This window comes from Streptomyces sp. NRRL WC-3626, from assembly GCF_000718785.1.
Lineage (GTDB): Bacteria > Actinomycetota > Actinomycetes > Streptomycetales > Streptomycetaceae > Streptomyces > Streptomyces edwardsiae.
Genome location: NZ_JOCA01000001.1, coordinates 123,686 through 144,240 on the forward strand (window position 1 = coordinate 123,686; position 20,555 = coordinate 144,240).

Sequence of the window (20,555 nt, forward strand, 5' to 3'; positions counted from 1 at the left end):
AGTTGCACCACAGCGTGACATCCCGGCCCGGATCGCCCTTCGCCCGGGCCGGACCGCACACCCGCGACCGATGCGGTATGCAGGACGTATGACGACACATCACAGGGGCCGGGACCCCGGCGCCGAGGTCGCGGGACTGCTGCTCGCCGCGGGCGGCGGGCGGCGGCTCGGGGGCCGCCCGAAGGCACTGCTGACGCACCGGGGGCGGCCGCTGGTGGAACACGCGGTGGCCGTACTGCGCGCGGGCGGTTGTACGCGCGTGCACGTGGTGCTGGGCGCGCGGGCGGACGAGGTACGCGCCCGCGCGTCGCTGCCGGGCTGCGCCCTCGTGGACAACCCGGAGTGGGAGCAGGGCATGGGCACCTCACTGCGGGCCGGACTGCGGTCACTGGCCGGCACGGGCGCGCGGGCCGCGCTGGTCTCGCTGGTCGATCAGCCCGGGATCGGTGCGGAGGCGGTCGCGCGGGTGCTCGGCGCCTACGACTCCCCCGATGCGCTCGCCTCCGCCGCGTACGACGGCGTACGCGGCCATCCGGTCCTGTTCGGCTCCGCGCACTGGGCCGGGATCGCCGCGACCGCCACCGGCGACCGGGGGGCACGCGCTTATCTGAGGGAGCACGCGGAACGGCTCACGCTGGTCGAGTGCGGCGATGTGGCTCAGGCGTACGACATCGACACGGAGGCGGATCTGGCGCACCTTGAATGAGCGGCGGCGAGTGAGCGAGCACCGCACCGGCTCGAACCGGAGACTCCCGGCACCAGCAGAACATTGAACTTCCACCATGAGGAAACTAGCATCCACTGATCAGAAGCCCCCGATGCCCCCCACGCCCCGGCCGCACCCCGGCCCGCCCGGCACCCGGTGCCATGCCACGCCCCGCACGCCGAAGGAAGTGACAGCCGATGTCCGCACCAGCGCCGTCCCCGCTGGCCATCGTCGACGCCGAGCCCCTGCCCCGGCAGGAGGAGGTCCTCACCGAGCCGGCGCTGGCCTTCCTGGCCGCGCTGCACCAACGGTTCACGCCCCGGCGCGACGAGCTGCTCGCCCGCCGTACGGAGCGCCGTGAGGCGATCGCCCGTACGTCCACGCTCGACTTCCTGCCGGAGACGGCCGCCGTCCGCGCCGACGACTCCTGGCGGGTCGCACCGGCCCCGGATGCCCTGAACGACCGCCGGGTCGAGATCACCGGCCCCACCGACCGCAAGATGACGATCAACGCCCTCAACTCGGGCGCGAAGGTCTGGCTCGCGGACTTCGAGGACGCCTCGGCGCCCACCTGGGAGAACGTGGTGCTGGGTCAGCTCAATCTGATCGGCGCCTACACCCGGACCATCGACTTCACCGACCCGGGATCCGGCAAGTCGTACGCGCTGCGCCCGGACGCGGAGCTGGCGACGGTCGTCATGCGTCCGCGCGGCTGGCATCTGGACGAGCGGCACCTCACCGATCCGGACGGCACGCCGGTGCCCGGCGCGCTGGTCGACTTCGGCCTGTACTTCTTCCACAACGCCAAGCGGCTGATCGACCTCGGCAAGGGCCCGTACTTCTACCTCCCCAAGACGGAGTCGCACCTCGAAGCCCGGCTGTGGAACGAGGTGTTCGTCTTCGCGCAGGACTACGTCGGTATCCCGCGGGGCACGGTCCGCGCCACGGTCCTGATCGAGACGATCACGGCCGCGTACGAGATGGAGGAGATCCTCTACGAACTGCGCGACCACGCATCCGGGTTGAACGCCGGCCGCTGGGACTACCTCTTCTCCATCATCAAGAACTTCCGTGACGGCGGAGCCAGGTTCGTCCTCCCGGACCGCAACGCGGTGACGATGACCGCCCCGTTCATGCGCGCGTACACCGAACTCCTCGTCCGCACCTGCCACAAGCGGGGCGCGCACGCGATCGGCGGCATGGCGGCGTTCATCCCGTCCCGCCGGGACGCGGAGGTCAACAAGGTGGCGTTCGAGAAGGTCCGCGCCGACAAGGACCGTGAGGCGAACGACGGTTTCGACGGCTCCTGGGTCGCCCACCCCGACCTGGTCCCCATCGCCATGGAGTCCTTCGACCGGGTGCTCGGCGACCGGCCCCACCAGAAGGACCGCCTGCGCGAGGACGTGCGGGTGACGGCGGCCGACCTGATCGCGGTCGACTCGCTCGAAGCGAGGCCGACGTACGCGGGACTGGTCAACGCCGTCCAGGTGGGCATCCGTTACATCGAGGCGTGGCTGCACGGGACGGGGGCGGTCGCGATCTTCAATCTGATGGAGGACGCCGCCACCGCCGAGATCTCCCGCTCGCAGATCTGGCAGTGGATCAACGCGGAGGTCGTCCTCGACAACGGCGAGCAGGTCACCGCGGAGCTGGCCCGCAAGATCGCCGCCGAGGAGTTGGCGAGCATCCGCGCGGAGGCCGGCGAGGAGGCGTTCGCGGCCGGCGACTGGCAGCGGGCGCACGACCTGCTGCTCAAGGTGGCCCTCGACGCGGACTACGCCGACTTCCTCACCCTGCCGGCGTACGAGCAGCTCAGGGGCTGACGCCTACGGCTCCGAGCGGCCCAGGTGGACCGACCAGTCCTGGGCCGCCGCCGGTTTGCCGTGCAGGTCGGGAACGCTCTTCAGCCAGTCCGGCCGCCCCCGCCGCGTCCTCGCCGCCCGCCGGGCGTTCTCCTCGGCGAGCTGGTCCGCGCCGGGGAAGTCGGTGGGCAGCCACACCGCGGACGACCGCACACGCGCGTACAGATACGCCACATACGCCTCGCGGACCTCGTCGGGCGTGGCGAAGTGGGGGTCGTCCGCCAGCCAGTCGTCGGGAACCTCGGCGGTGATGGACCGCAGCAGCTCCTCGGTCACCTTCGGCGCGAGCTCGGCGTCGGCGGCCCGGACGTCGGGGCCGTACTGGCCGAGGGCGTGATGACGGAAGTCGTACGCCTTGCCCGGGTCGGAGCCCTCCCAGCGGTGGTGGAAGACGAGCGCGGCCCCGTGGTCGATGAGCCACAGCCGCGGAGGCGCGACACCCAGCGTCGGCCACACCACCAGGTTGGAGCTGTGGACGGTACGGTCCACGTTCACGGTGAGGGCGTCGAGCCAGACCACCCGCCCGGCCTCCACGGGGTCGACGGAGAAGTCCTGGGCGACCTCGGGGGTGAAGTCCCGCGCGCCCGGCAGATAGTCCATGCCGAGATTGATTCCGGCGCTGGCGGCGTGCAGTTCCCTGACCTCCTGGTGCGGCTCGCCGTCCGCGACCGCCGGGTCGAAGTCCACCAGCACCAGCTCGGGAAACCGCAGCCCCAGCGCCCGCGCCAGCTCCCCCACGATCACCTCGGCGACCAACGCCTTCCGCCCCTGCGCGGACCCGGTGAACTTGACGACGTAGGTCCCGAGATCGTCGGCCTCGAACACACCGGGCACGGAACCGCCGGAGCGCAGCGGAGTGATGTAGCGGGTGGCGGTCACCTCGGTCAGCATGTCCCGAACCCTACCCGCGGCCCTCCGTCAGCCGGCCGGCTGCCGCAGGAGCACGAGTTCACGGTTCATCTCCTTGAGGAACCGCATGATCACCGCGAGTTCGCCGGGGGTGAAGCGCCCGCGCGCCGTGTCGGTGCCGTGCGCCAGCGGCCGGAAGTACTCCCTGGCCAGGCTTCTGGACTGCTCCGCGTACTCCAGGTGCACCACCCGGCGGTCGTCGGCCGCCCGGACCCGCCGGATGTGACCGGCCCGCTCCAGGCGGTCGAGGCACGCGGTCACCGCTCCGGACGTGAGGTTGAGCTGCCTGCGGAGGCGGCCGGGGGTCATGGGCTCCCCCGGCGCGCCGCCATGCCCGTCGGCATCGGCATCGGCGTCCAGGATCGCGATCAGGGCCTGCATGTCCGTGGGGTGCAGACCCTGTGCGTGCGCGAACTCCTGGGCGATGCGGTTGAACTCGCTGTTCATCCGGCGCAGCTGAACGGCGAAGGACCACAACCCTGTCGGATCGTCCGCCGGAAGAGGGGAAGAGGGGGTACCGGGACCGCTCATACCTGACAGTATAAGGTCACTCAATGATTGAGATACTTAATCATTGACTTACCCCTTCGTCTCCGGGAACCCCTATGAAGAACGCACCCCGCCGGGCCCGATGGCTCGTCCCCCTCGCCCTGTTGATCGTCTGGCTGGGAGTGGGCGGCACACTCGGGCCGTACGCGGGCAAGCTGGGCGAAGTGGCCACCAACGACCAGGCCGCCTTCCTCCCGCGGACCGCCGAGTCCACCAAGGTGCTCGAGGCCCGCGAGGCGTTCGACCAGTCCGAGACCATGCCGGCCATCGTGGTCTGGACGACGGACGGCGACCGGGTCACCGGCGCGCAGCAGGCCGCCGCCTCGGACGCGGTCGGCGCCCTCGCGGATACCGCCGGCGTCGTCGGCCGCCCCTCACCGGCCCTGGTCTCCGACGACCGAAAGGCCATGCAGGCGGTCGTACAGCTCGAGCCCGACCTGGGCGACGAGCTGCCCGGGGTGCTGGACGAGGTGCTCGGGGCGGCGGACGGCGTGTCCGGCACCACGGCGCGGATCGCCGGGCCGGCGGCGTCCCAGGCGGACCTGTCGGACGCGTTCGCCGGCATCGACGGACTGCTGCTGGGCGTCGCGCTCGGCGCCGTGCTGCTGATCCTGCTCCTGGTCTACCGGAGCTTCCTGCTGCCCTTCCTGATCATCCTCGGCTCGGTCTTCGCCCTGGGTCTCGCCTGCGCCGTCGTCTACGCGCTGGCGGACCGGGGCGTGGTGCGGGTCGACGGCCAGGTGCAGGGCATCCTCTCGATCCTCGTGATCGGCGCGGCCACCGATTACGCCCTGCTGCTCGCGGCCCGTTTCCGCGAGGAACTCGCCGAGCGCGGTGACCGGTACGCGGCCGCGACGGCGGCCGTGCGCAGGTCCTTCGGCGCCATCACGGCGAGCGCCGCGACCGTCGCGCTCGGTCTGCTGGCCCTGCTCGCCAGCGACCTCACGAACAATCGTGCCCTCGGGCCGGTCGGCGCCATCGGCATCGTGTGCGCGGTCCTCTCGACCCTCACCTTCCTCCCGGCGGTGCTGGCCCTGGTGGGCCGGAGCGCGTACTGGCCGACCCGGCCGAAGGCGTCGGACGCGTCCGTGGAGGGGCACGCGGTGTGGCGCCGGGTCGCCGCGGCCGTGGACCGCCGGCCGCGCCGGGTGTGGCTGCTGACCGCGCTGGTCCTCGCCGTCTTCGCGGCCTTCTCCCCCTCCCTGTCCGCCAAGGGGGTGCCGCTCGACGAGATCTTCGTGAACGACGCGCCGTCGGTCGCCGCCCAGCGCACGCTCGGCGAGCACTTCCCCGGCGGGTCGGGGAACCCGGCCGTCGTCATCGCCGACGCCGATCGCGGCGCCGAGGTGACGGACGCGGCGAGGAGGACGGCGGGCGTGGACTCGGCCGGCGCCGTCTCCGCCTCGGGACGGCCGGGGGCCGGGGAGCCGCTGGTCGTCGACGGACGTGTCCGCATCGACGTCACCCTGGAGGACGCGGCGGACAGCGACGCCGCGAAGGAGACCGTCGAGCGGCTGCGCGAGAACCTGCACGCCGTCCCCGGGGCCGACGCGCTGGTCGGCGGATACACGGCGCAGCAGTACGACACCCAGCAGACCGCCGCCCACGACCGCACGCTGATCGTTCCGGTCGTGCTCGGCATCATCCTGCTGATCCTCGTGCTGCTGCTGCGTTCCGTGCTCGTGCCCGTGCTGCTCGTCGCGACCGTCGCGCTCAACTTCCTGGCCACCCTCGGGGTCTCGACCCTCGTCTTCGAGCATCTGCTCGGGTTCAGCGGTACGGACGCGTCGGTCCCGCTGTACGGATTCGTGTTCCTGGTGGCTCTCGGCGTCGACTACAACATCTTCCTGATGTCCCGGGTGCGTGAGGAGGCGCTCGCGCACGGCACCCGGCAGGGGGTGCTGCGCGGGCTGACCACGACGGGCGGAGTGATCACCTCGGCCGGTGTGGTGCTCGCCGCGACGTTCGCGGCGCTGATGGTGATCCCGCTGGCCTTCCTGGTGCAGATCGCGTTCATCGTGGCCTTCGGTGTCCTGCTCGACACGCTCGTGGTCCGCTCGCTGCTGGTTCCCGCGCTGGTGATCGACATCGGGCCCCGGGCGTGGTGGCCCGGCGCCCTGGCACGCGAAGGGGCACGGCGGGGCTGAGTCACCGGCCGGTCAGTGGATTGGGCAGCGGGCGGTAGCGGGCGTCCGCGCCGTCCGCCGCCGTCCAGCGGAGCAGCAGGTTCGTCTTGGCCGGGAGGGCCGGGGCGGACAGGAGGGCCGGGATCTCGGGGAGGTCGTGACGGGAGAGTTCGTCGCGGACGGCCGGCCACGGGTCGGCACCCGGGTGGTGGTGCGCCAGGGCGGCGGCGGTCTCCATGAGGTGGTTGACGAGCAGGCAGTAGACCAGCCGCTCCCAGCCGGCCTCCCTGGTGACCGCCGGGAGGAGTTTCACGCCTTCCGCGTCCCGGTAGAGGGCCCGGACGGGCAGGCCGGCGGGGTTCACCGCGATCAGGGTGTTCTGCAGGTGGGCCTCCAGGACGACGCCGTGCGCGTCGAAGGCCGTGAGGGCCGGGGGGATCACCGCCGACAGGTACGCCTGCCACCAGGCGGCCGGGTCGGCGGTGGTGGCCAGGGGGTTGCCGTCGAAGCCCTCCACCAGGGCGGCGGCCAGGTACGGGGTCGCGTCGGGCGGGAGGTGGTCGCGCAGGCCGTCCCGTACGACCACGGCCAGCTGTTCGTGGGCGAAGTCCGCGGTGCGGTACCCCCGGTCGCTCTGCCAGGCCGCGTCGAGCCCGGCGAAGGCGGCGCGGGCGGCCGTGTCCGTCGTACGGAGTCTCAGCAGGTCGTGGCGCCACAGCCGGCGGATGTCGTTGGTGATGCGGACGTCCAGGCTGAACTTCAGGAACAGGTCGCGTTCGGGTGCGTACACGGTGCGGACCGCCGCGGTGGGCCACACCGGGAAGGCGGTCGCGCCGAGCCGGATCAGGCGGCCGTCGGCGAAGGCGGGGGCGAGGTCGCGGGCCGCGAGGTCCAGTTGCCAGGGGTGGGCGGGCAGCAGACGGTAGCCGGGCGGGGCGCTGCCCAGGTCGTCCAGGGCCGAGGTGTCGCCCTCCTCCACCACCGTGTCCTCGCGCAGTCCCAGCAGCGTCAGCGGGAAGCGGGCGTGCGCCTCGGGCGCGTACGGCAGCCAGGCCGCCGCCGGGCCGCCGCCGCGCGCCTTGGGGGCGGGGTGGTGGGTGTGGCCGGTGACGAGGGCCTGCTCGGAAAGGAGATACGGGTCGTCGGGCGGCGTCGCCTCCGCACGGGCGGCGAGCAGCGTGGCCACCGCCTCGCGGCTGTCCAGCATCTCGGCGGGCAGTTCGTGATTGGACGCTCCGGTGTGCCGGCGCAGTTCCTCGGCGACGAGTTTGACCAGTTCCGGGTGGCCGAGGCGGTGCCAGGCGCCGTCCGTCAGGAGTTCCGGTTCGGCGGGGCGCCGGGTCCCGCGCACCCGCAGCAGCCGGTCCGTGCCGGGCAGGCGGTACGTCGGATGCGCCGCCGTCCCCGGTACGGGCCGCGCCACTTCGCGCAGCAGGCAGTTCAGCAGCGGCACCGCCGCGTAGGCGTCGGCCAGGCGGGCCGTGTCGTCGTACGTGGGCGGGGAGGTGAGGTCCACGCGTTCCTCTGGTTCCTTGCGGTCTGTCCGGGCGGAGACGATCAGTATGTCTGTCATCGTCCACCCGTACGTTCCACTCCCGAGGAGCCCGCCCGTGCACCGTCCCCCCACCGCCGAGGCGGAGATCGCCGACGAACTGGCCGTCGTACGGCCCGGTCTCGTGCCCCGGTACACCGGCGAACTGCCCGGCGCCCGCGCGGCCGTGCTCACGCGGCTGTGGCGCGGTCTCACGCATGAGCCGCTGCCGTGGATCGTCAGCCGGGAGGCCGGCTCCGACGGGCTCACCCTGCGGCTGGCGGACGGGCGTCGGCTGTACGGCCCGCGCGCGGATCCGTATGCGACCGGCGCGTACGTCACCGCCGTACGGCTGGACGAGACGGCGTACGACGATCCGGCGCGGCTGATGACGGAGCTCGCCGTACCGCACTCGGCGGTGTTCGCCGCCGAACTCGGCCACAGTGTCGCCTCGTTGGCGCTGTCCCGGGCGGGAAGTGCACCGACGCCGGAGTGGCCCGACCGGGACTGGGAGTGGGAGCGGCGGGTGGTGGACGGGCATCCGTTCCATCCCAACTGCCGTTCCCGGCCGGGCTTCTCGGTGGCGGAGCAGCTCGCGTACGGGCCCGAGCACGGGCCGGTGGTGGAGCTGGGGCTGCTGCCCGTACCGGAGGCCGAGTGTCTGGTGACGGGGGTGTGGCCCACGTGGCTGCGGGAGCCGGGGCGGCTGGTGGTCCCGGTGCATCCGTGGCAGACGGCGCATGTGCTGAAGCGGGCGGGTGAGCGGGGGCTCGCGGCGCATCCGCTGATGGCGCTGCGCACCCTCGCGCTGCCGGACGGGCCGCATGTGAAGACGGCGTTGAGCGCCCGGCTGACGTCCTCGGTGCGGGACATCTCGCTGGGCTCGGTGGGCGCGTCGGCGGTGCTGTCGGACTTCGGGGAGACGGTGGCGGCGCGGACGGACGGGCTGCTGCACATCACCCGCACGCTGGGCGCGGTGGCGGCCGGGTCGTCCGATCTGGCGGCGGTGCTGCGGGAGTCGCCCGAAGAGTACGCGGGGCCCGGGGAGCGGGTAGTGCCGGTGGGGGCGCTGGCGACAACCGAACTGCCGCGCTCGGCCCGCTGGTTGAGTGCCTTCACGCGGCTGGCGCTCACGGTCGGGCTGCGGTTGCTGGAGTGGGGGGTGGCGCTGGAGGCGCACGGCCAGAATCTGCTCGTGGTGCTGTCCCCGGAGGGGGATCCGGTGCGGCTGGTCTACCGTGATCTGGCCGATCTGCGGATCGCTCCCGCCCGTCTCGCCCGGCACGGCATCACGCTGCCCGGACACGTGCCGGCACGCATGGTGACGGACGACGAACGCACCCTTCGCCGCAAGCTGTTCGGGTCGCTGGTGGCCGGGGCGCTGGCCGGCACGGCGGGGTCGGGTCCGGCGCTGCGGGCGGCCCTGGAGGCCGCCGTACCGCAGCTGCCGCGCACCCCGGATCTCACCGCGCTGCTCGAGGAGCCGCTGCCCGCGAAGGCGCTGACGCTGATGCGGCTGTCGCCGCGGACAGCGGGGGACCAATGGGCCGAACTTCCCAATCCGCTCCACTTCGGCCCGATGTGACACGCCGTTTTGGAGCCCGGTGCTTCCGGTCAATAGGATCCGCCGATGATCAGAAAGAAACGGCCGGTGGCAGGCGCCTGTGCCCTGCTCGCCGCACTGACGGCCGGGCTCGCCTTCCCGGCCGGGGCGGCCGCCGGAGAACCCACGGGCCAGAGCGCGCCGAAGGTCAACCTCGTCCTCGATGTCAGCGGCTCGATGCGCGCCAAGGACATCGACGGCCAGTCCCGCATGGCGGCGGCGAAGCAGGCGTTCAACGAGGTGCTGGACGCGACGCCCGAGGAGGTCGAGCTGGGCATCCGCACCCTGGGCGCGAACTATCCCGGCGACGACCGCAAGGAGGGCTGCAAGGACACCGCGCAGCTCTACCCGGTCGGCCCGCTGGACCGCACCGAGGCGAAGACGGCGGTGGCCACCCTCGCCCCGACGGGCTGGACGCCGATCGGCCCGGCCCTGCTGAAGGCGGCCGACGATCTCGAGGGCGGCGACGGCTCCAAGCGGATCGTGCTGATCAGTGACGGGGAGGACACCTGCGCCCCGCTCGACCCGTGCGAGGTGGCCCGGGAGATCGCGGCCCGTGGCATCGGTCTGACCATCGACACACTGGGCCTGGTGCCGAACGCCAAGCTGAGCCGGCAGCTCAGCTGCATCGCCGAGGCGACGGGCGGCACGTACACGTCGGTCGAGCACCAGGACGAGCTCACGGACCGGGTGAACGAGCTGGTGGACCGCGCGGCCGAACCCGTGGTGACGCCGGTGGCCACGCAGGGCGCCGACTCCTGCGACAAGGCGCCCGCGCTCGAGTCCGGACTCTTCACCGACCGCGAGGAGTTCGGGCAGCAGCGCTGGTACCGCGTGGAACTGCCGGCCGGACAGGAGTTGCGTGCCTCGGTGAGCGTGGCGGCGGACCGGGCCGTACGCCCGGACTACGGTGTGCTGCTGCGGGCCGTCACCGTGCACGACCGGGAGATCGTACGCGGCGAGGCGACGGGCAACGGCCGCACCGATGTGCTCTCCACCGGGCTGCGCTATCCCAAGCCCGAGCGGGACGACGACGACAGTGACAAGCCGGCCGCCGAGGTCGTGTGCCTGGTGGTGACCAACTCCTTCTCGGCGGACGCCGGGGTGAAGACGACGCCCGGTCTTCCGCTGGAGCTGACGATCGACGTGGTGGACGGCCCCGACGGGTCGGGCGACGTGGCCTCCTTCGGTCTCGGCCGGGGCTGGTGGCTGCTCGGCGCACTGATCGTCACCGGCTTCGTGGCCGGTCTGCTCTGGGGCTGGCTGTCCCGCTGGCGGTTCGCTGTCTGGAGGACCAACTGATGCGCGCCCTACGTGTACTGAGCGCCGCCCTGCTAGCCCTCGGGCTGGCCGCGGCCCCCGCGGCCGCCGACTCCTCGCCCTCGCCGTCCGAATCCGGGGACACCGGGGCGCCCACCCGCGCCGGCACCTCGTTCCGTACGGCGACGGAGGTCGAGCAGGGGCAGACCGCCACCGCGCGCGCCTCCACGGGCGACTACCTGTACTGGTCGTTCCCGGCGGACGCCGGCCTGCGCCCCACCGTCCACGCGACGGTGAAGCTGCCGGAGAGCCACGCGGCCGAGACCTGGCAGATCGACGTGTACGACGGTCTGCGCCGCCGCCAGGCCTGCCAGTACGGCGCGCAGACCCGCACCGCCGGGGCGAACGCGCCCTCGGTGGAGCTGGACTGCGTGCTGCGCACGGTCCGTGCCTGGTCGGAGCCGTGGGCCAACGACCCGCTGCCGGGCACCTACTACGTCCGGCTGACCGCGCTGCGGCTGTCGACGGCCGACCTCGGCCAGGCGGTGGAGACCGAACTGCGGGTCGAGTCGAAGGACATGGGCGGCGCGGCGGCGGTGGACGGCGCGCTGTCCGAGCCGCTGATGCCGGGCATCGCCACCCGGGCCGGCAAGGACGAGGAGGAGGACCGGGCGGTCCTGGCCGGCCTCGAGCCCGAGGACGGCTGGACCTCCGGCTGGTGGTCCGACCGCTGGATATGGACGGCGGCGGGCGGCGTCCTGGCCGCCCTGGCGGGCGTCGCCGGCTACCGCCTGACGCGGGGGTCCGGGCGTCCGCCCGGGGCACCACCGCACGCGTGACACATACGCCGGAAGGCCCGCCGTCGTGCGGGCCTTCCGTCTTCTCGCCCTACGCCTCCCGCAGCGCCTTGGCGAGCGTGCCCTCGCCGGTCACCTCGACCCGGCCCGCGCGGACCGCGTCCGTCAGTGCCAGCTCGCCCCGGCCTATCGCCGTACAGGTGTCGGTGTCCAGGCAGAGCAGGGCGTCGGGCTCGCCGGGAGCGGGGCCGTCGCCGTACACGGGGCCTTCCTCGGTGCCGACGTGCAGATGGAATCTGCCCTCGTCCAGGCGGACTTCGACCAGTCCCTCGCCGTCCAGGGAGCGCAGCAGCGGCAGGGCGAACCAGTGGGCGCGCACCGCGTCCGTGGGGCGCCGCTCCCCCAGTTCCGCCTCGCCCCAGGTGCCGAGCGCCTGGAGGACGGGGAGCAACGCCGCGCCGCGCGGGGTGAGTTCGTAGACGTACGCCGCGCCGGGCGGGGGCAGTCGCCGTCGGGTGGTGAGGCCGTCGCGTTCCATGTCCTTGAGCCGGGAGGCCAGTACGTCCGTGCTGACGCCGGGCAGGTCCGCGTGCAGGTCGGTGTAGCGGCGCGGGCCTGCGAGCAGTTCGCGGACGATCAGCAGGGTCCAGCGGTCGCCGACGGCATCGAGCGCGCGGGCCGCGGAACAGTACTGGTCGTAGCTTCGGCGTGGTGACATGCGACGCAGTCTAGACATGTTGTTGGACTTTCCAAGCTTCCACTTGGTAAAACCAAGCAACACCACGTGAGGGGAAGCGGCGCATGGAGTTCCGGCAGTCGAGCAAGCTCAGCGAGGTCTGTTACGAGATCCGCGGTCCGGTCATCGAACACGCCAACGCGCTGGAGGAGGCGGGGCACAGCGTGCTGCGCCTGAACACCGGCAACCCGGCGCTGTTCGGTTTCGAGGCGCCCGAGGAGATCCTCCAGGACATGATCCGGATGCTCCCTCGGGCGCACGGCTACACCGACTCACGGGGCATACTCTCCGCCCGCCGCGCGGTGGCCCAGCGCTACCAGACCCTGGGCCTGGAGGTCGACGTCGACGACGTCTTCCTCGGCAACGGCGTCTCCGAGCTGGTGTCCATGGCCGTACAGGCCCTGCTGGAGGACGGTGACGAAGTCCTCATCCCCGCACCGGACTTCCCGCTGTGGACCGCGGTGACGAACCTCGCGGGCGGCAAGGCGGTGCACTACCTCTGCGACGAACAGGCCGACTGGTACCCGGACCTGGACGACATGGCCGCGAAGATCACGGACCGCACGAAGGCCGTGGTCGTCATCAACCCCAACAATCCCACCGGCGCGGTGTACCCGAAGGAGATCGTCGAGGGCATCCTCGACCTGGCCCGCCGCCACGGCCTGATGGTCCTCGCCGACGAGATCTACGACCAGATCCTCTACGACGACGCCGTGCACCACTCGGCCGCCGCCCTCGCCCCCGACCTGGTCGTCCTCACCTTCTGCGGACTGTCCAAGACGTACCGCGTGGCGGGTTTCCGCTCCGGCTGGCTGGTGGTCACCGGCCCCAAGCAGCACGCGCGGAACTACCTGGAGGGCCTGACGATGCTGGCCTCCATGCGGCTGTGCGCCAACGCGCCCGCGCAGTACGCCATCCAGGCCGCGCTCGGTGGCCGGCAGTCCATCCACGAGCTCACGGCGCCGGGCGGAAGGCTGCGCGAACAGCGGGACGTGGCCTGGCGGAAACTGAACGAGATCCCCGGCGTGAGCTGCGTCAAACCGAAGGGGGCGCTGTACGCGTTCGCGCGCATCGACCCCTCCGTGCACAAGATCCACGACGACGAGAAGTTCGTCCTGGACCTGCTGCTGAGGGAGAAGATCCAGGTGGTCCAGGGCACCGGCTTCAACTGGCCCTCCCCCGACCACTTCCGCATCCTCACCCTCCCCCACGCGGACGTCCTGGAGACGGCGATCGGCCGGATCGGGCGGTTCCTCGGCGGATACCGGCAGTAAGGAACCGGCCGCGCGGTGATCGCGTCGGATCAAGGTATGCAAGAAGAACGACAAGGATGTGCGGGCATCCTCCTGGCGGCCGTGGGAGCCGTCACGGCGGTGCTCGCCTGGGCGCCGAGGGCGCGGGTCAGTGTGCACGGCGGCTTCGAGGGCATGCACCGGGACCTGAGCGTCCTCTACGTCGATCTCCCGCTCATCGCCGCCGGCGGTGCGCTCGTCCCGCTCGCCGCCTGGCTGCTCGCCCTGCGCGCATCGCGCCGGCCATGGCTCGCGGCCGCGTTCGCCGTGGGCGCGCTCGGGCTCGGCGTCTGGGGGCTGCTCAGCTGGTGGACGCCGTACGAGCGGCCCGAGTTCATGGGGTAGGCCCGTCCGGACCCTACGCGGTGAGCGGCTCCGTGTCGGGGCGGCCCCGCGTCTGCGGACGGTGGCCGGGGGATGTCCGCGGTTGTCCGATCTCCTCGCCCAGTGCCGTCACCGCGCCCTCGAGCACATCCGGGCCGACGATGTTGATCAGCAGCAGACCGAGGGCGTACGACTTCTGCGTGTCCGTCATCTCGCTGGCGTCCAGCGACTCCACGGCGGTCGCGAGGTCCTGCTGCTCCTGCTCGGGCAGGTTCTGCAGCAGGGCCAGACAGAAGGCCGGCAGGGCGACACGGGCGCGTGCGTACCGCACTCCGCGCATGATGCGGGTGACCTGCTGGGAACGGTCCTTCGCACGGACCCGGTCGACGCCCCGGTCGGCCACGCCGAGCAGCATCGCGAGGATGAGGTTGGGGCCGACGCCGACCTCCTGGTCCCCGACGCGGACGTTGAACAGCGAGCTGCGGAACAGCGCCAGCGCGGCCAGCCCGGCGACGAGCACCTGGAGAGCCGCCGTCTGGTCGGCGGAGGTGGAGCCGAAGCGCCAGTCGAACGTGCGGATGAGCCACAGAACACCGCTGCTCGCCGCCGCGTTGAGCAGGACGTAGAACCACGCGCTGGCGACACCCAGCAGGGCCGACGGACGGTCGCGGTAGCGCGACATCAGTTCGGCCGTGCCCACCAGCGCTCCCAGCACGCCCGCCGCGACGAATCCCTGCATCCGGTGCCACCTCCCGCCCTGCCGTACCCGGCTGCTAGCGCGTTCCGTCCACGAATTCCCGGCCGCTCGGGGTGATTTCGACCGTCTCGTCCGCTTCGGCGGTGATGACCTCGACCAGCGACAGCCGCCGGAGGACCTCGACCGCCTCGGCGATCTGGAGTGTCGTCAGACCGAGTCCGACCCGCAGGTCACCCACCGCCGTGCGCGGCCTGCCGTACAGGGCCTGGATCACCAGCGTCGCGGCGGGGGGCAGGGCCTCCGTGGAGCGGCCGGGTCCGGCCGGCGAACCGCCGTGGGTGACCTGACGGTTCGTCGCGTTGAGGAACGTACTGAACGGATCCGCGGAACTCTCCCTGGACATCCCGGCCCTCCTCGTAGCGGTGCAACTACACGACCTCATCACCCTGTTGGGCGGCTTTCCACACAAACTGTCCCTGTTCGGGTACGGCCCCCTACTATACGAGGAGACGTGGATCACAGGGTCCTGTTCCGATCCGCGCGAACACGGGGGAGAGCGCGGATGGACATCCGGGACCGGGCGCCGGTCATCGGCCGCTGGACGATCGGCCCGCGGCTGGGGCGGGGCGGAATGGGCACCGTGTACAGCGCCGTGGACCGGGAGAGCGGTGAACGGTGCGCCGTGAAGGTCATGCGCGGGGACGCCGCGTCGCCTCCCGGCGGGGATCCGCGCGTGCTGCGGGAGCTGCGTACGGCCGAGGCGCTCGTCCACCCCCACATCGTGCGCACCCACGCCTGCGGGTACGCCGACGGACGGTACTTCCTGGTGATGGAGCTGTGCGAGGGCGGCAGCCTGGACGAGCGGGTGCGCCAGGGGGAACCGCCCGGTCCGGCCGCGGCCGTCGCCCTGTTCCTCGACGTGCTCGACGCACTGCAGCACGCCCATACGGCACCCCTGGAGGCCCTCGACGCCCAGGGCAGGCCGGTCCGGGTCACGGGCGTGGTCCACCGTGACATCAAGCCGCACAACCTGCTGCTCACCGGCGATCCCTCCCGCCCCCGGGTGAAGATCGCGGACTTCGGCCTGGCCAAGTCCTACGAACTGGCCGGGGCCAGCGGAGTGACCCGGACCGGCGCGTCCGCCGGGACACCCGCCTTCATGCCCCGCCAGCAGGTCGTCAACTTCAAGTACGTCCAGCCGGACGTGGACGTCTGGGCGGTGGCGGCGTCCCTGTACTTCGTCCTGAGCGGCGGCCGTACCCCGCGGGACTTCCCACCGGACCGCGACCCCTGGCTGACCGCCTGGCACAGCCGGCCCGTGCCGCTCGCCGAGCGGGCCCCGGACGTACCTCCGCGGCTGGCCCGCCTGGTCGACGAGGCCCTCACCGACACTCCGCGCATCCGCTTCCCCACGGCGGCCGCCCTCCGGTCGGCACTGGAAGCGGTGTAACGCGCCCCACTCCCTTCCCGGAAGGCCCTCACATGCCGACGCACAGTTCGCGTTCCTGGCCGTCGTCCGGACACCCCGCCCGGCAGGACGACAGCGCCTGGTCGGCCGGCACGACGGTGCTGGGCGAGTTCGTCGTCGAACGCCCCCTCGGTCAGGGCGGGTTCGGCGCGGTCGTCCTGGCGGTGAGCCGGCGCACCGGGGACCGGTACGCGGTGAAGCGGGTACACCGGGACGACCCGGTGGAACAGGGCCGGTTCCTCACCGAGGCGCAGCGCTGGATCGGACTGCCCCCGCATCCGCACATCACCCCCTGCCACTTCACCCGCACCGTCGGCTCCCAGCTGGCCGTGTTCAGCGAGTACGTCGCCGGGGGTTCGCTGGCGGACTGGATCGCGGACGGGCGGCTGTACGCCGGGACCGAGCGGGAACGCCTGCGCACCGTGCTGCGGATCGCCGTCGAGGCGGCCTGGGGTCTGGCGGCCGCCCATGCGCACGGTCTGCTCCATCTCGACACCAAGCCCGGCAACGTCCTGCTCACCGGGTCCGGTGCCGCGAGGATCACCGACTTCGGGCTGGCGACGGGCGGCGAGCGGGACGTCCAGGACGTCATCGGGCAGGAGTACGTCCTCGACTTCCTGACCCGGGAGGGCGACGGCATCGACGCGGAGACCAGCGAGGTGCTGAGGAACGTACTGCGGCAGACGCTCGCGGAGGCGCGGGCACAGGAGGCTCCGCCGCCGAGCGCGGTGGCGGAGGGCGTCACCCCCGGCTACGCCTCCCCGGAGCAGGCCGAGGGCCGTCCGCTGGGCCGGGCGGCCGACCTGTGGAGCTGGGCCGTGACCGTACTGGAGATGTTCACCGGCGGCCGCAGCTGGCCCTCGGGGACGCTCGCCGGGGCGGCTCTGGAGACGCACCTGGAGACGCTGCGGGACGGCACGCCGGGGCCGGTCGCCATGCCCGACGGGGTGGTCGCGCTGCTGCGGGCCTGCTTCCGCACGGATCCGCGCGAGCGTCCGGAGTCCCTCCAGGAGGCGGCGGACAGTCTGGTGCGGACCGCTGTCCGGGAGTGCGGCATCCCGCTGCCCGGCGACCCTCCGCCCTCGGCGCCGCGCCCCACCGTGAAGGGCGGCTTCGAGCGCCGGCTGCCCGGCGGGGCCGCCTGGCAGGATCCCCGGGAGCTCCTGGGCGCCGCCTACGAGGCCGCCGGCCGGGACCCCGGGGAGGCGGTGCGGTTCTGGCCGAGCGGCCACGGCAGCCGGGCCTCGCAGTCCATGGAGGACCTGCGGGCGCTCACCGAGGCGGTCGCGGTCCTCGACACGGTGCGGGACCCCGACGACTCGGTTCGGCTGCTGTGGGCACGTGTCGTCGCCGAGTCGGGCCGGGTCCGGCAGGGCCTGGGCGACCTGCCCGGAGCCGTCGAGGCGTACCGGGCGAGCGCCCGGGCGCTTCGGCGACCGGCGGGACCGGACCCGCAGCACGCACTCTCCCTGCGGCTCGCGGTCCTGCACTCGCTCGCCACCGTGCTGCGGCTGTCGGGTTCCCCCGGTGAGTCGGTCGCGATCTGCGACCAGGTCCTCGACGAGGCGGAGGCGGTGTCGGATCCGGTCGAGGCGGCCCTCATCCGGGGCACGGCCCTCGGGACGAAGGCCAACGCGGTCGACGACCCGCACGAACAGATCCCTCTCCTCGAACGGGCCATCGACGCCATGACCGTCGCCGGTGAGGACGAAGGGCTGGCCCTGGCGCTGGCCGGCCGGGCCGCGGCGCTGGAGAAGACGGGACGGACCGACGAGGCCGCCGCCGCATGGGAGCGGGCCGACGCGCTGATCGAGGGCGCCGCCGCTCCGGGCCGCACCGACCTCGACGCCGTACGGGCCGCGCTGCGCCTCAACCGGGCGGTGACCGCGAAGGGCACGCGGGACACCGCGGTCCACGCACGGGCGGCGGTCGCCCTGTACGAGCCCCTGGTGCACGAGCGGGGCCGGCACGATGTCGCCGGGGATCTGGGCCGGGCGCTGCTGCTGTCGGCCCTGGGCGACGAGCACGCCGGACGGCCGCAGCAGGCCCTCGCCGCGTACCGGTCGGCCCGCTCACTGCTGGAGGACGCCGTACTGCGCGACGGCCGGCTGGACTACGTCCGCTATCTGGCACAGGCCCATGACCACGAGTCGACCCTCGTACGGGCGCTGGAGGACCCGGCCGCCGCCGTCGCGCTCGCCCGGCGGGCCGTCGAGGTGTGGGACCGGCTCAGCGCCACGGACGGCCGCGACGCCTGGCTCGTCGACCGGGCCGAAGCCCGGCGCAAACTCGCCGACGCCCACATCGACGCGGGCGACGGGGCGGCCGCGGCACGGGAGTTCGACGAGGCCGAGCGCGTGCTCGGGTCGGCGTCCGCCGCAGGCTCGGGCGGCCGGCTGGTCTCGACGCTGATCCACACCGGGCGGGCCGTGCTGCTGCGCAGGTCGGGAGAGCCCGAGGCGGCATGCCGCGAAGTACAGCTCGCGCTCGACGCGCTGGGCACTCCGGCCGAACCGCAGGAGGAACAGGTCCAAGTGCGCTGTCTGCAGACCCTCAACGCCGCACTGGGCGACCTGGACCGGCACAAGGAGGCGCTGGCCGTCGCCGACCGGATCACCACGGCGGTGGAGTCCCTGTTCGAACGCGGCGAGGTCTCCCTGCGCGATGTCGTGGACGCCCGCCAGCGCCGCGTCAACGTACTGCTGCGGCTCGGGCATGTCACCGAGGCGCAGGTCCCCGCCCTCCAGGCGCTGCGGGAGTACCGGACTCTGATCGACGACGGGCGCACCGACCTGGTGGACGAGGCGGCGCGGCTGCGCGGAGCCCTGTCCGTGGCGCTGCATCGCTCCGGGGACCTGGACGGCGCGGTCCGCGAGATGGAGACGATGCGCCGCCACTTCGCCGAGCGGACCTCGTACCCATGGCAGCGCCTCCTTCCCCGGCAGACCGTGGACACGGCTGCCTCGTTCGGCACCGACCCTCACGCCATGCTGCTCGAGGGCCTGGACGTCCGGCTCGCCGACCTGGCGAAGGTACGGGACGTGAGGCCGCGGCACGTGGACCGGCTGCTCGCCGATCTGGCCCGCCGGCGCGAGGAGTTGATGTCGGGCACCCTGGCCTTCATCGAGCCGGACCAGGTGTCGCAGGCCCTGGAGGACCTGTGCGGCAGTCTCGTATGGCTGGCGGAGAGGTTCCCGCGGGACGAGGTGCACGAGGCGTGCGTGGAGACGGCGCTGGTCTCGGGCGCCACCGCGATGCGGTGTCTCCGTGACGGCGCCGCCGAGCGCGGGTTCCGGATGGCGGTGGCCCATGGGCGGGTCCTCGTGCTGGACCGGGGCCGGACCGGGCATCTGGAACGCTGGTGCGGCGCCCACCTGGCGCAGGCGTCCTGGCAGACCTTCCAGGGCGAGGAGGCCGCTGCCGAACGCACGGTCAGCGACATGGAAACCCACCTGATCACCCTGGCCCCGTCCCGGGCACCGGCCTGGTCCGCCCACGCCCGCCGGACGCTCACCACGTTCCGCCGGGGGTAGGGGCCGGCCCGGCGGGCTCACCGGCTTCTCCGGCCCGCGGCGGTGAACCGAGCATCCGCAGCGACGGGTTCCGGCGGCTGAGGGCCCGGCACGACGTACGGGTCCCGGTCGGCGGCACCAAGACCTTCCGGGTCCCCGAGGCCGGCGACGTCGTCCTGGACCGGGACACCTATCCGCTGCCCGGACGACCCGGTCCGGTCACGCTCGTCACGCCCTGGCCGCGGGCCTGTGCCAGCATCGTCAGCGCCGCGGACGAAGGGGTTTTGGCCTCCGCCGTGATCACGACGAGGGACTGATGCGGTTCCCGCGGTACGGGGAACGTCTGTTGCGTGACGGTCAGGTTCCCGACGACCGGGTGGGCCAGGTCGTAGACGTCGCGGCCGCAGGGCTCGACGGTGTGCTCGGCCCACAGGGACGCGAACTCGGGGCTGCGGATGGCCAGTTCGCCCACCAGTGCGGCGAGACGGGTGTCGTGGGGGTTGCGGGCCGTCAGGATGCGCAGGTTGCCGACCACGGCGTGGGCCTTGGCGGGCCAGTCACGGTAGAGGGCGCGGGTGTGCGCGTCCAGGAAGACCAGCCGGGACAGGTTGGGCCGGGTGTCCGGGTCGTCGGGCGAGGCCGCGTCCAGGTGTCCGGCGAGCAGGGCGTGCCCGGCTCCGTTCCAGGCGAGTACGTCGTTGCGGCGGCCCACGACGAGTGCGGGCACATCCTCCATGGCGGCCAGCAGCGTACGGAGATCGGCGGAGGCGTGTTCGTCGGGCGGTGGCGACGGCGCGGTCCGGCGGCTCGCCGTCGTCGACAGGACGGACAGGTGGTCCCGCTCGGCCGCGGTCAGCCGAAGAGCGGTCGCGATCGCGTCGAGGACCTCCGCCGAGGCGTTGAGCGACTGTCCCTGTTCGAGCCGCGTGTAGTAGCCGGCGCTGACCCCCGCGAGCATCGCGAGTTCCTCCCGGCGCAGACCGGGCACCCGGCGCCGTTCCCCGTACCGGGGCAGGCCGACGTCGTCCGGACTCAGCTGCGCCCGCCGCGCCATCAGGAACTCACCGAGCGGTGATCTGCGGTCCATGGCGGCCAGTATGCGCCCCGGCCCGGCCCGTCGCCTGTACCTGCCAGGGGTAGGCAGAAGCGGGTCTGGTCCCCTTCCCCCGGGGGGCTTCAGAGT

17 protein-coding genes and 1 pseudogene are annotated in these 20,555 nt (G+C 72.8%); 11 read left to right on the top strand and 7 right to left on the bottom strand.

Annotated elements, in window-relative coordinates:
* Positions 1-88: 88 nt before the first annotated feature.
* Both IF28_RS0100545 and aceB read left to right on the top strand, forming a co-directional pair.
* Positions 89-706: a nucleotidyltransferase family protein gene (locus IF28_RS0100545; RefSeq protein WP_030212084.1), complete on the top strand. Its 618-nt coding sequence runs from the start codon at positions 89-91 to the stop codon at positions 704-706.
* 197 nt (positions 707-903) lie between these two features.
* A complete protein-coding gene (gene aceB, locus IF28_RS0100550) occupies positions 904-2,529 on the top strand; it encodes a malate synthase A (protein ID WP_030212085.1) in 1,626 nt (541 codons plus the stop codon).
* Positions 2,530-2,532: 3 nt separating this feature from the next.
* Here aceB and IF28_RS0100555 read toward each other — a convergent pair whose 3' ends face one another.
* Positions 2,533-3,459, bottom strand: a complete 927-nt coding sequence (locus IF28_RS0100555; RefSeq protein ID WP_030212088.1) for a HipA family kinase — start codon at positions 3,457-3,459, stop codon at positions 2,533-2,535.
* Positions 3,460-3,486: 27 nt separating this feature from the next.
* Complete coding sequence (locus IF28_RS0100560) at positions 3,487-4,008, bottom strand: MarR family winged helix-turn-helix transcriptional regulator (RefSeq protein WP_051713555.1); 522 nt, start codon at positions 4,006-4,008, stop codon at positions 3,487-3,489.
* A 74-nt stretch (positions 4,009-4,082) separates the two neighbouring features.
* Here IF28_RS0100560 and IF28_RS0100565 point away from each other — a divergent pair, with 74 nt between their 5' ends.
* Positions 4,083-6,173, top strand: a complete 2,091-nt coding sequence (locus IF28_RS0100565) for an MMPL family transporter (protein WP_030212095.1) — start codon at positions 4,083-4,085, stop codon at positions 6,171-6,173.
* A 1-nt stretch (position 6,174) separates the two neighbouring features.
* Here the strand turns inward: IF28_RS0100565 and IF28_RS0100570 are convergent, their stop codons facing one another.
* A complete protein-coding gene (locus IF28_RS0100570) occupies positions 6,175-7,725 on the bottom strand; it encodes an IucA/IucC family protein (RefSeq protein WP_078620789.1) in 1,551 nt (516 codons plus the stop codon).
* 37 nt (positions 7,726-7,762) lie between these two features.
* On the opposite strand from IF28_RS0100570, the gene IF28_RS0100575 reads away from it, so the two are divergent.
* From IF28_RS0100575 to IF28_RS0100585, 3 genes are read left to right on the top strand one after another with little or no spacing between them, the layout of a single operon-like run.
* Positions 7,763-9,268 carry an IucA/IucC family protein gene (locus IF28_RS0100575; protein ID WP_030212100.1) on the top strand — a complete coding sequence of 502 codons (1,506 nt, stop codon included), beginning with the start codon at positions 7,763-7,765 and terminating at the stop codon, positions 9,266-9,268.
* 45 nt (positions 9,269-9,313) lie between these two features.
* Positions 9,314-10,588 (top strand): VWA domain-containing protein, encoded by a 1,275-nt coding sequence (locus tag IF28_RS0100580; protein WP_030212102.1) that lies wholly within the window; start codon positions 9,314-9,316, stop codon positions 10,586-10,588.
* Entirely contained in the window at positions 10,588-11,385 is a 798-nt protein-coding gene (locus tag IF28_RS0100585) for a hypothetical protein (RefSeq protein WP_030212105.1), read from the top strand. The genes IF28_RS0100580 and IF28_RS0100585 overlap by 1 nt, the downstream gene beginning before the upstream one ends.
* Positions 11,386-11,434: 49 nt before the next feature.
* On the opposite strand, the gene IF28_RS0100590 is transcribed toward IF28_RS0100585, so the two are convergent.
* Entirely contained in the window at positions 11,435-12,061 is a 627-nt protein-coding gene (locus IF28_RS0100590; protein ID WP_030212108.1) for a winged helix-turn-helix transcriptional regulator, read from the bottom strand.
* Positions 12,062-12,144: 83 nt separating this feature from the next.
* Here IF28_RS0100590 and IF28_RS0100595 point away from each other — a divergent pair, with 83 nt between their 5' ends.
* A complete protein-coding gene (locus tag IF28_RS0100595; protein WP_030212111.1) occupies positions 12,145-13,353 on the top strand; it encodes a pyridoxal phosphate-dependent aminotransferase in 1,209 nt (402 codons plus the stop codon).
* A 36-nt stretch (positions 13,354-13,389) separates the two neighbouring features.
* Complete coding sequence (locus tag IF28_RS0100600; protein WP_030212114.1) at positions 13,390-13,716, top strand: hypothetical protein; 327 nt, start codon at positions 13,390-13,392, stop codon at positions 13,714-13,716.
* A gap of 13 nt (positions 13,717-13,729) precedes the next feature.
* Here IF28_RS0100600 and IF28_RS0100605 read toward each other — a convergent pair whose 3' ends face one another.
* A complete protein-coding gene (locus tag IF28_RS0100605) occupies positions 13,730-14,434 on the bottom strand; it encodes a hypothetical protein (RefSeq protein WP_063829288.1) in 705 nt (234 codons plus the stop codon).
* Positions 14,435-14,468: 34 nt separating this feature from the next.
* On the bottom strand, positions 14,469-14,795 hold the full coding sequence (locus IF28_RS0100610) for a hypothetical protein (protein WP_030212121.1): 327 nt from the start codon (positions 14,793-14,795) through the stop codon (positions 14,469-14,471).
* Between the two features lie 159 nt (positions 14,796-14,954).
* On the opposite strand from IF28_RS0100610, the gene IF28_RS0100615 reads away from it, so the two are divergent.
* The 3 genes and pseudogenes from IF28_RS0100615 to IF28_RS39630 form a co-directional block, all read left to right on the top strand.
* Positions 14,955-15,842, top strand: coding sequence for a serine/threonine-protein kinase (locus IF28_RS0100615; protein WP_051713556.1), 888 nt, complete (start codon positions 14,955-14,957; stop codon positions 15,840-15,842).
* Positions 15,843-15,874: 32 nt separating this feature from the next.
* Complete coding sequence (locus tag IF28_RS39625) at positions 15,875-19,393, top strand: protein kinase domain-containing protein (protein ID WP_030212127.1); 3,519 nt, start codon at positions 15,875-15,877, stop codon at positions 19,391-19,393.
* A gap of 77 nt (positions 19,394-19,470) precedes the next feature.
* Positions 19,471-19,554: pseudogene (locus tag IF28_RS39630) on the top strand (hypothetical protein); the annotation flags it as partial.
* 8 nt (positions 19,555-19,562) lie between these two features.
* Here IF28_RS39630 and IF28_RS0100625 read toward each other — a convergent pair.
* The gene (locus tag IF28_RS0100625) at positions 19,563-20,459 is read right to left on the bottom strand and encodes a helix-turn-helix domain-containing protein (protein ID WP_030212130.1); all 897 of its coding nucleotides are present in this window, start codon (positions 20,457-20,459) and stop codon (positions 19,563-19,565) included.
* Between the last annotated feature and the right edge of the window lie 96 nt (positions 20,460-20,555).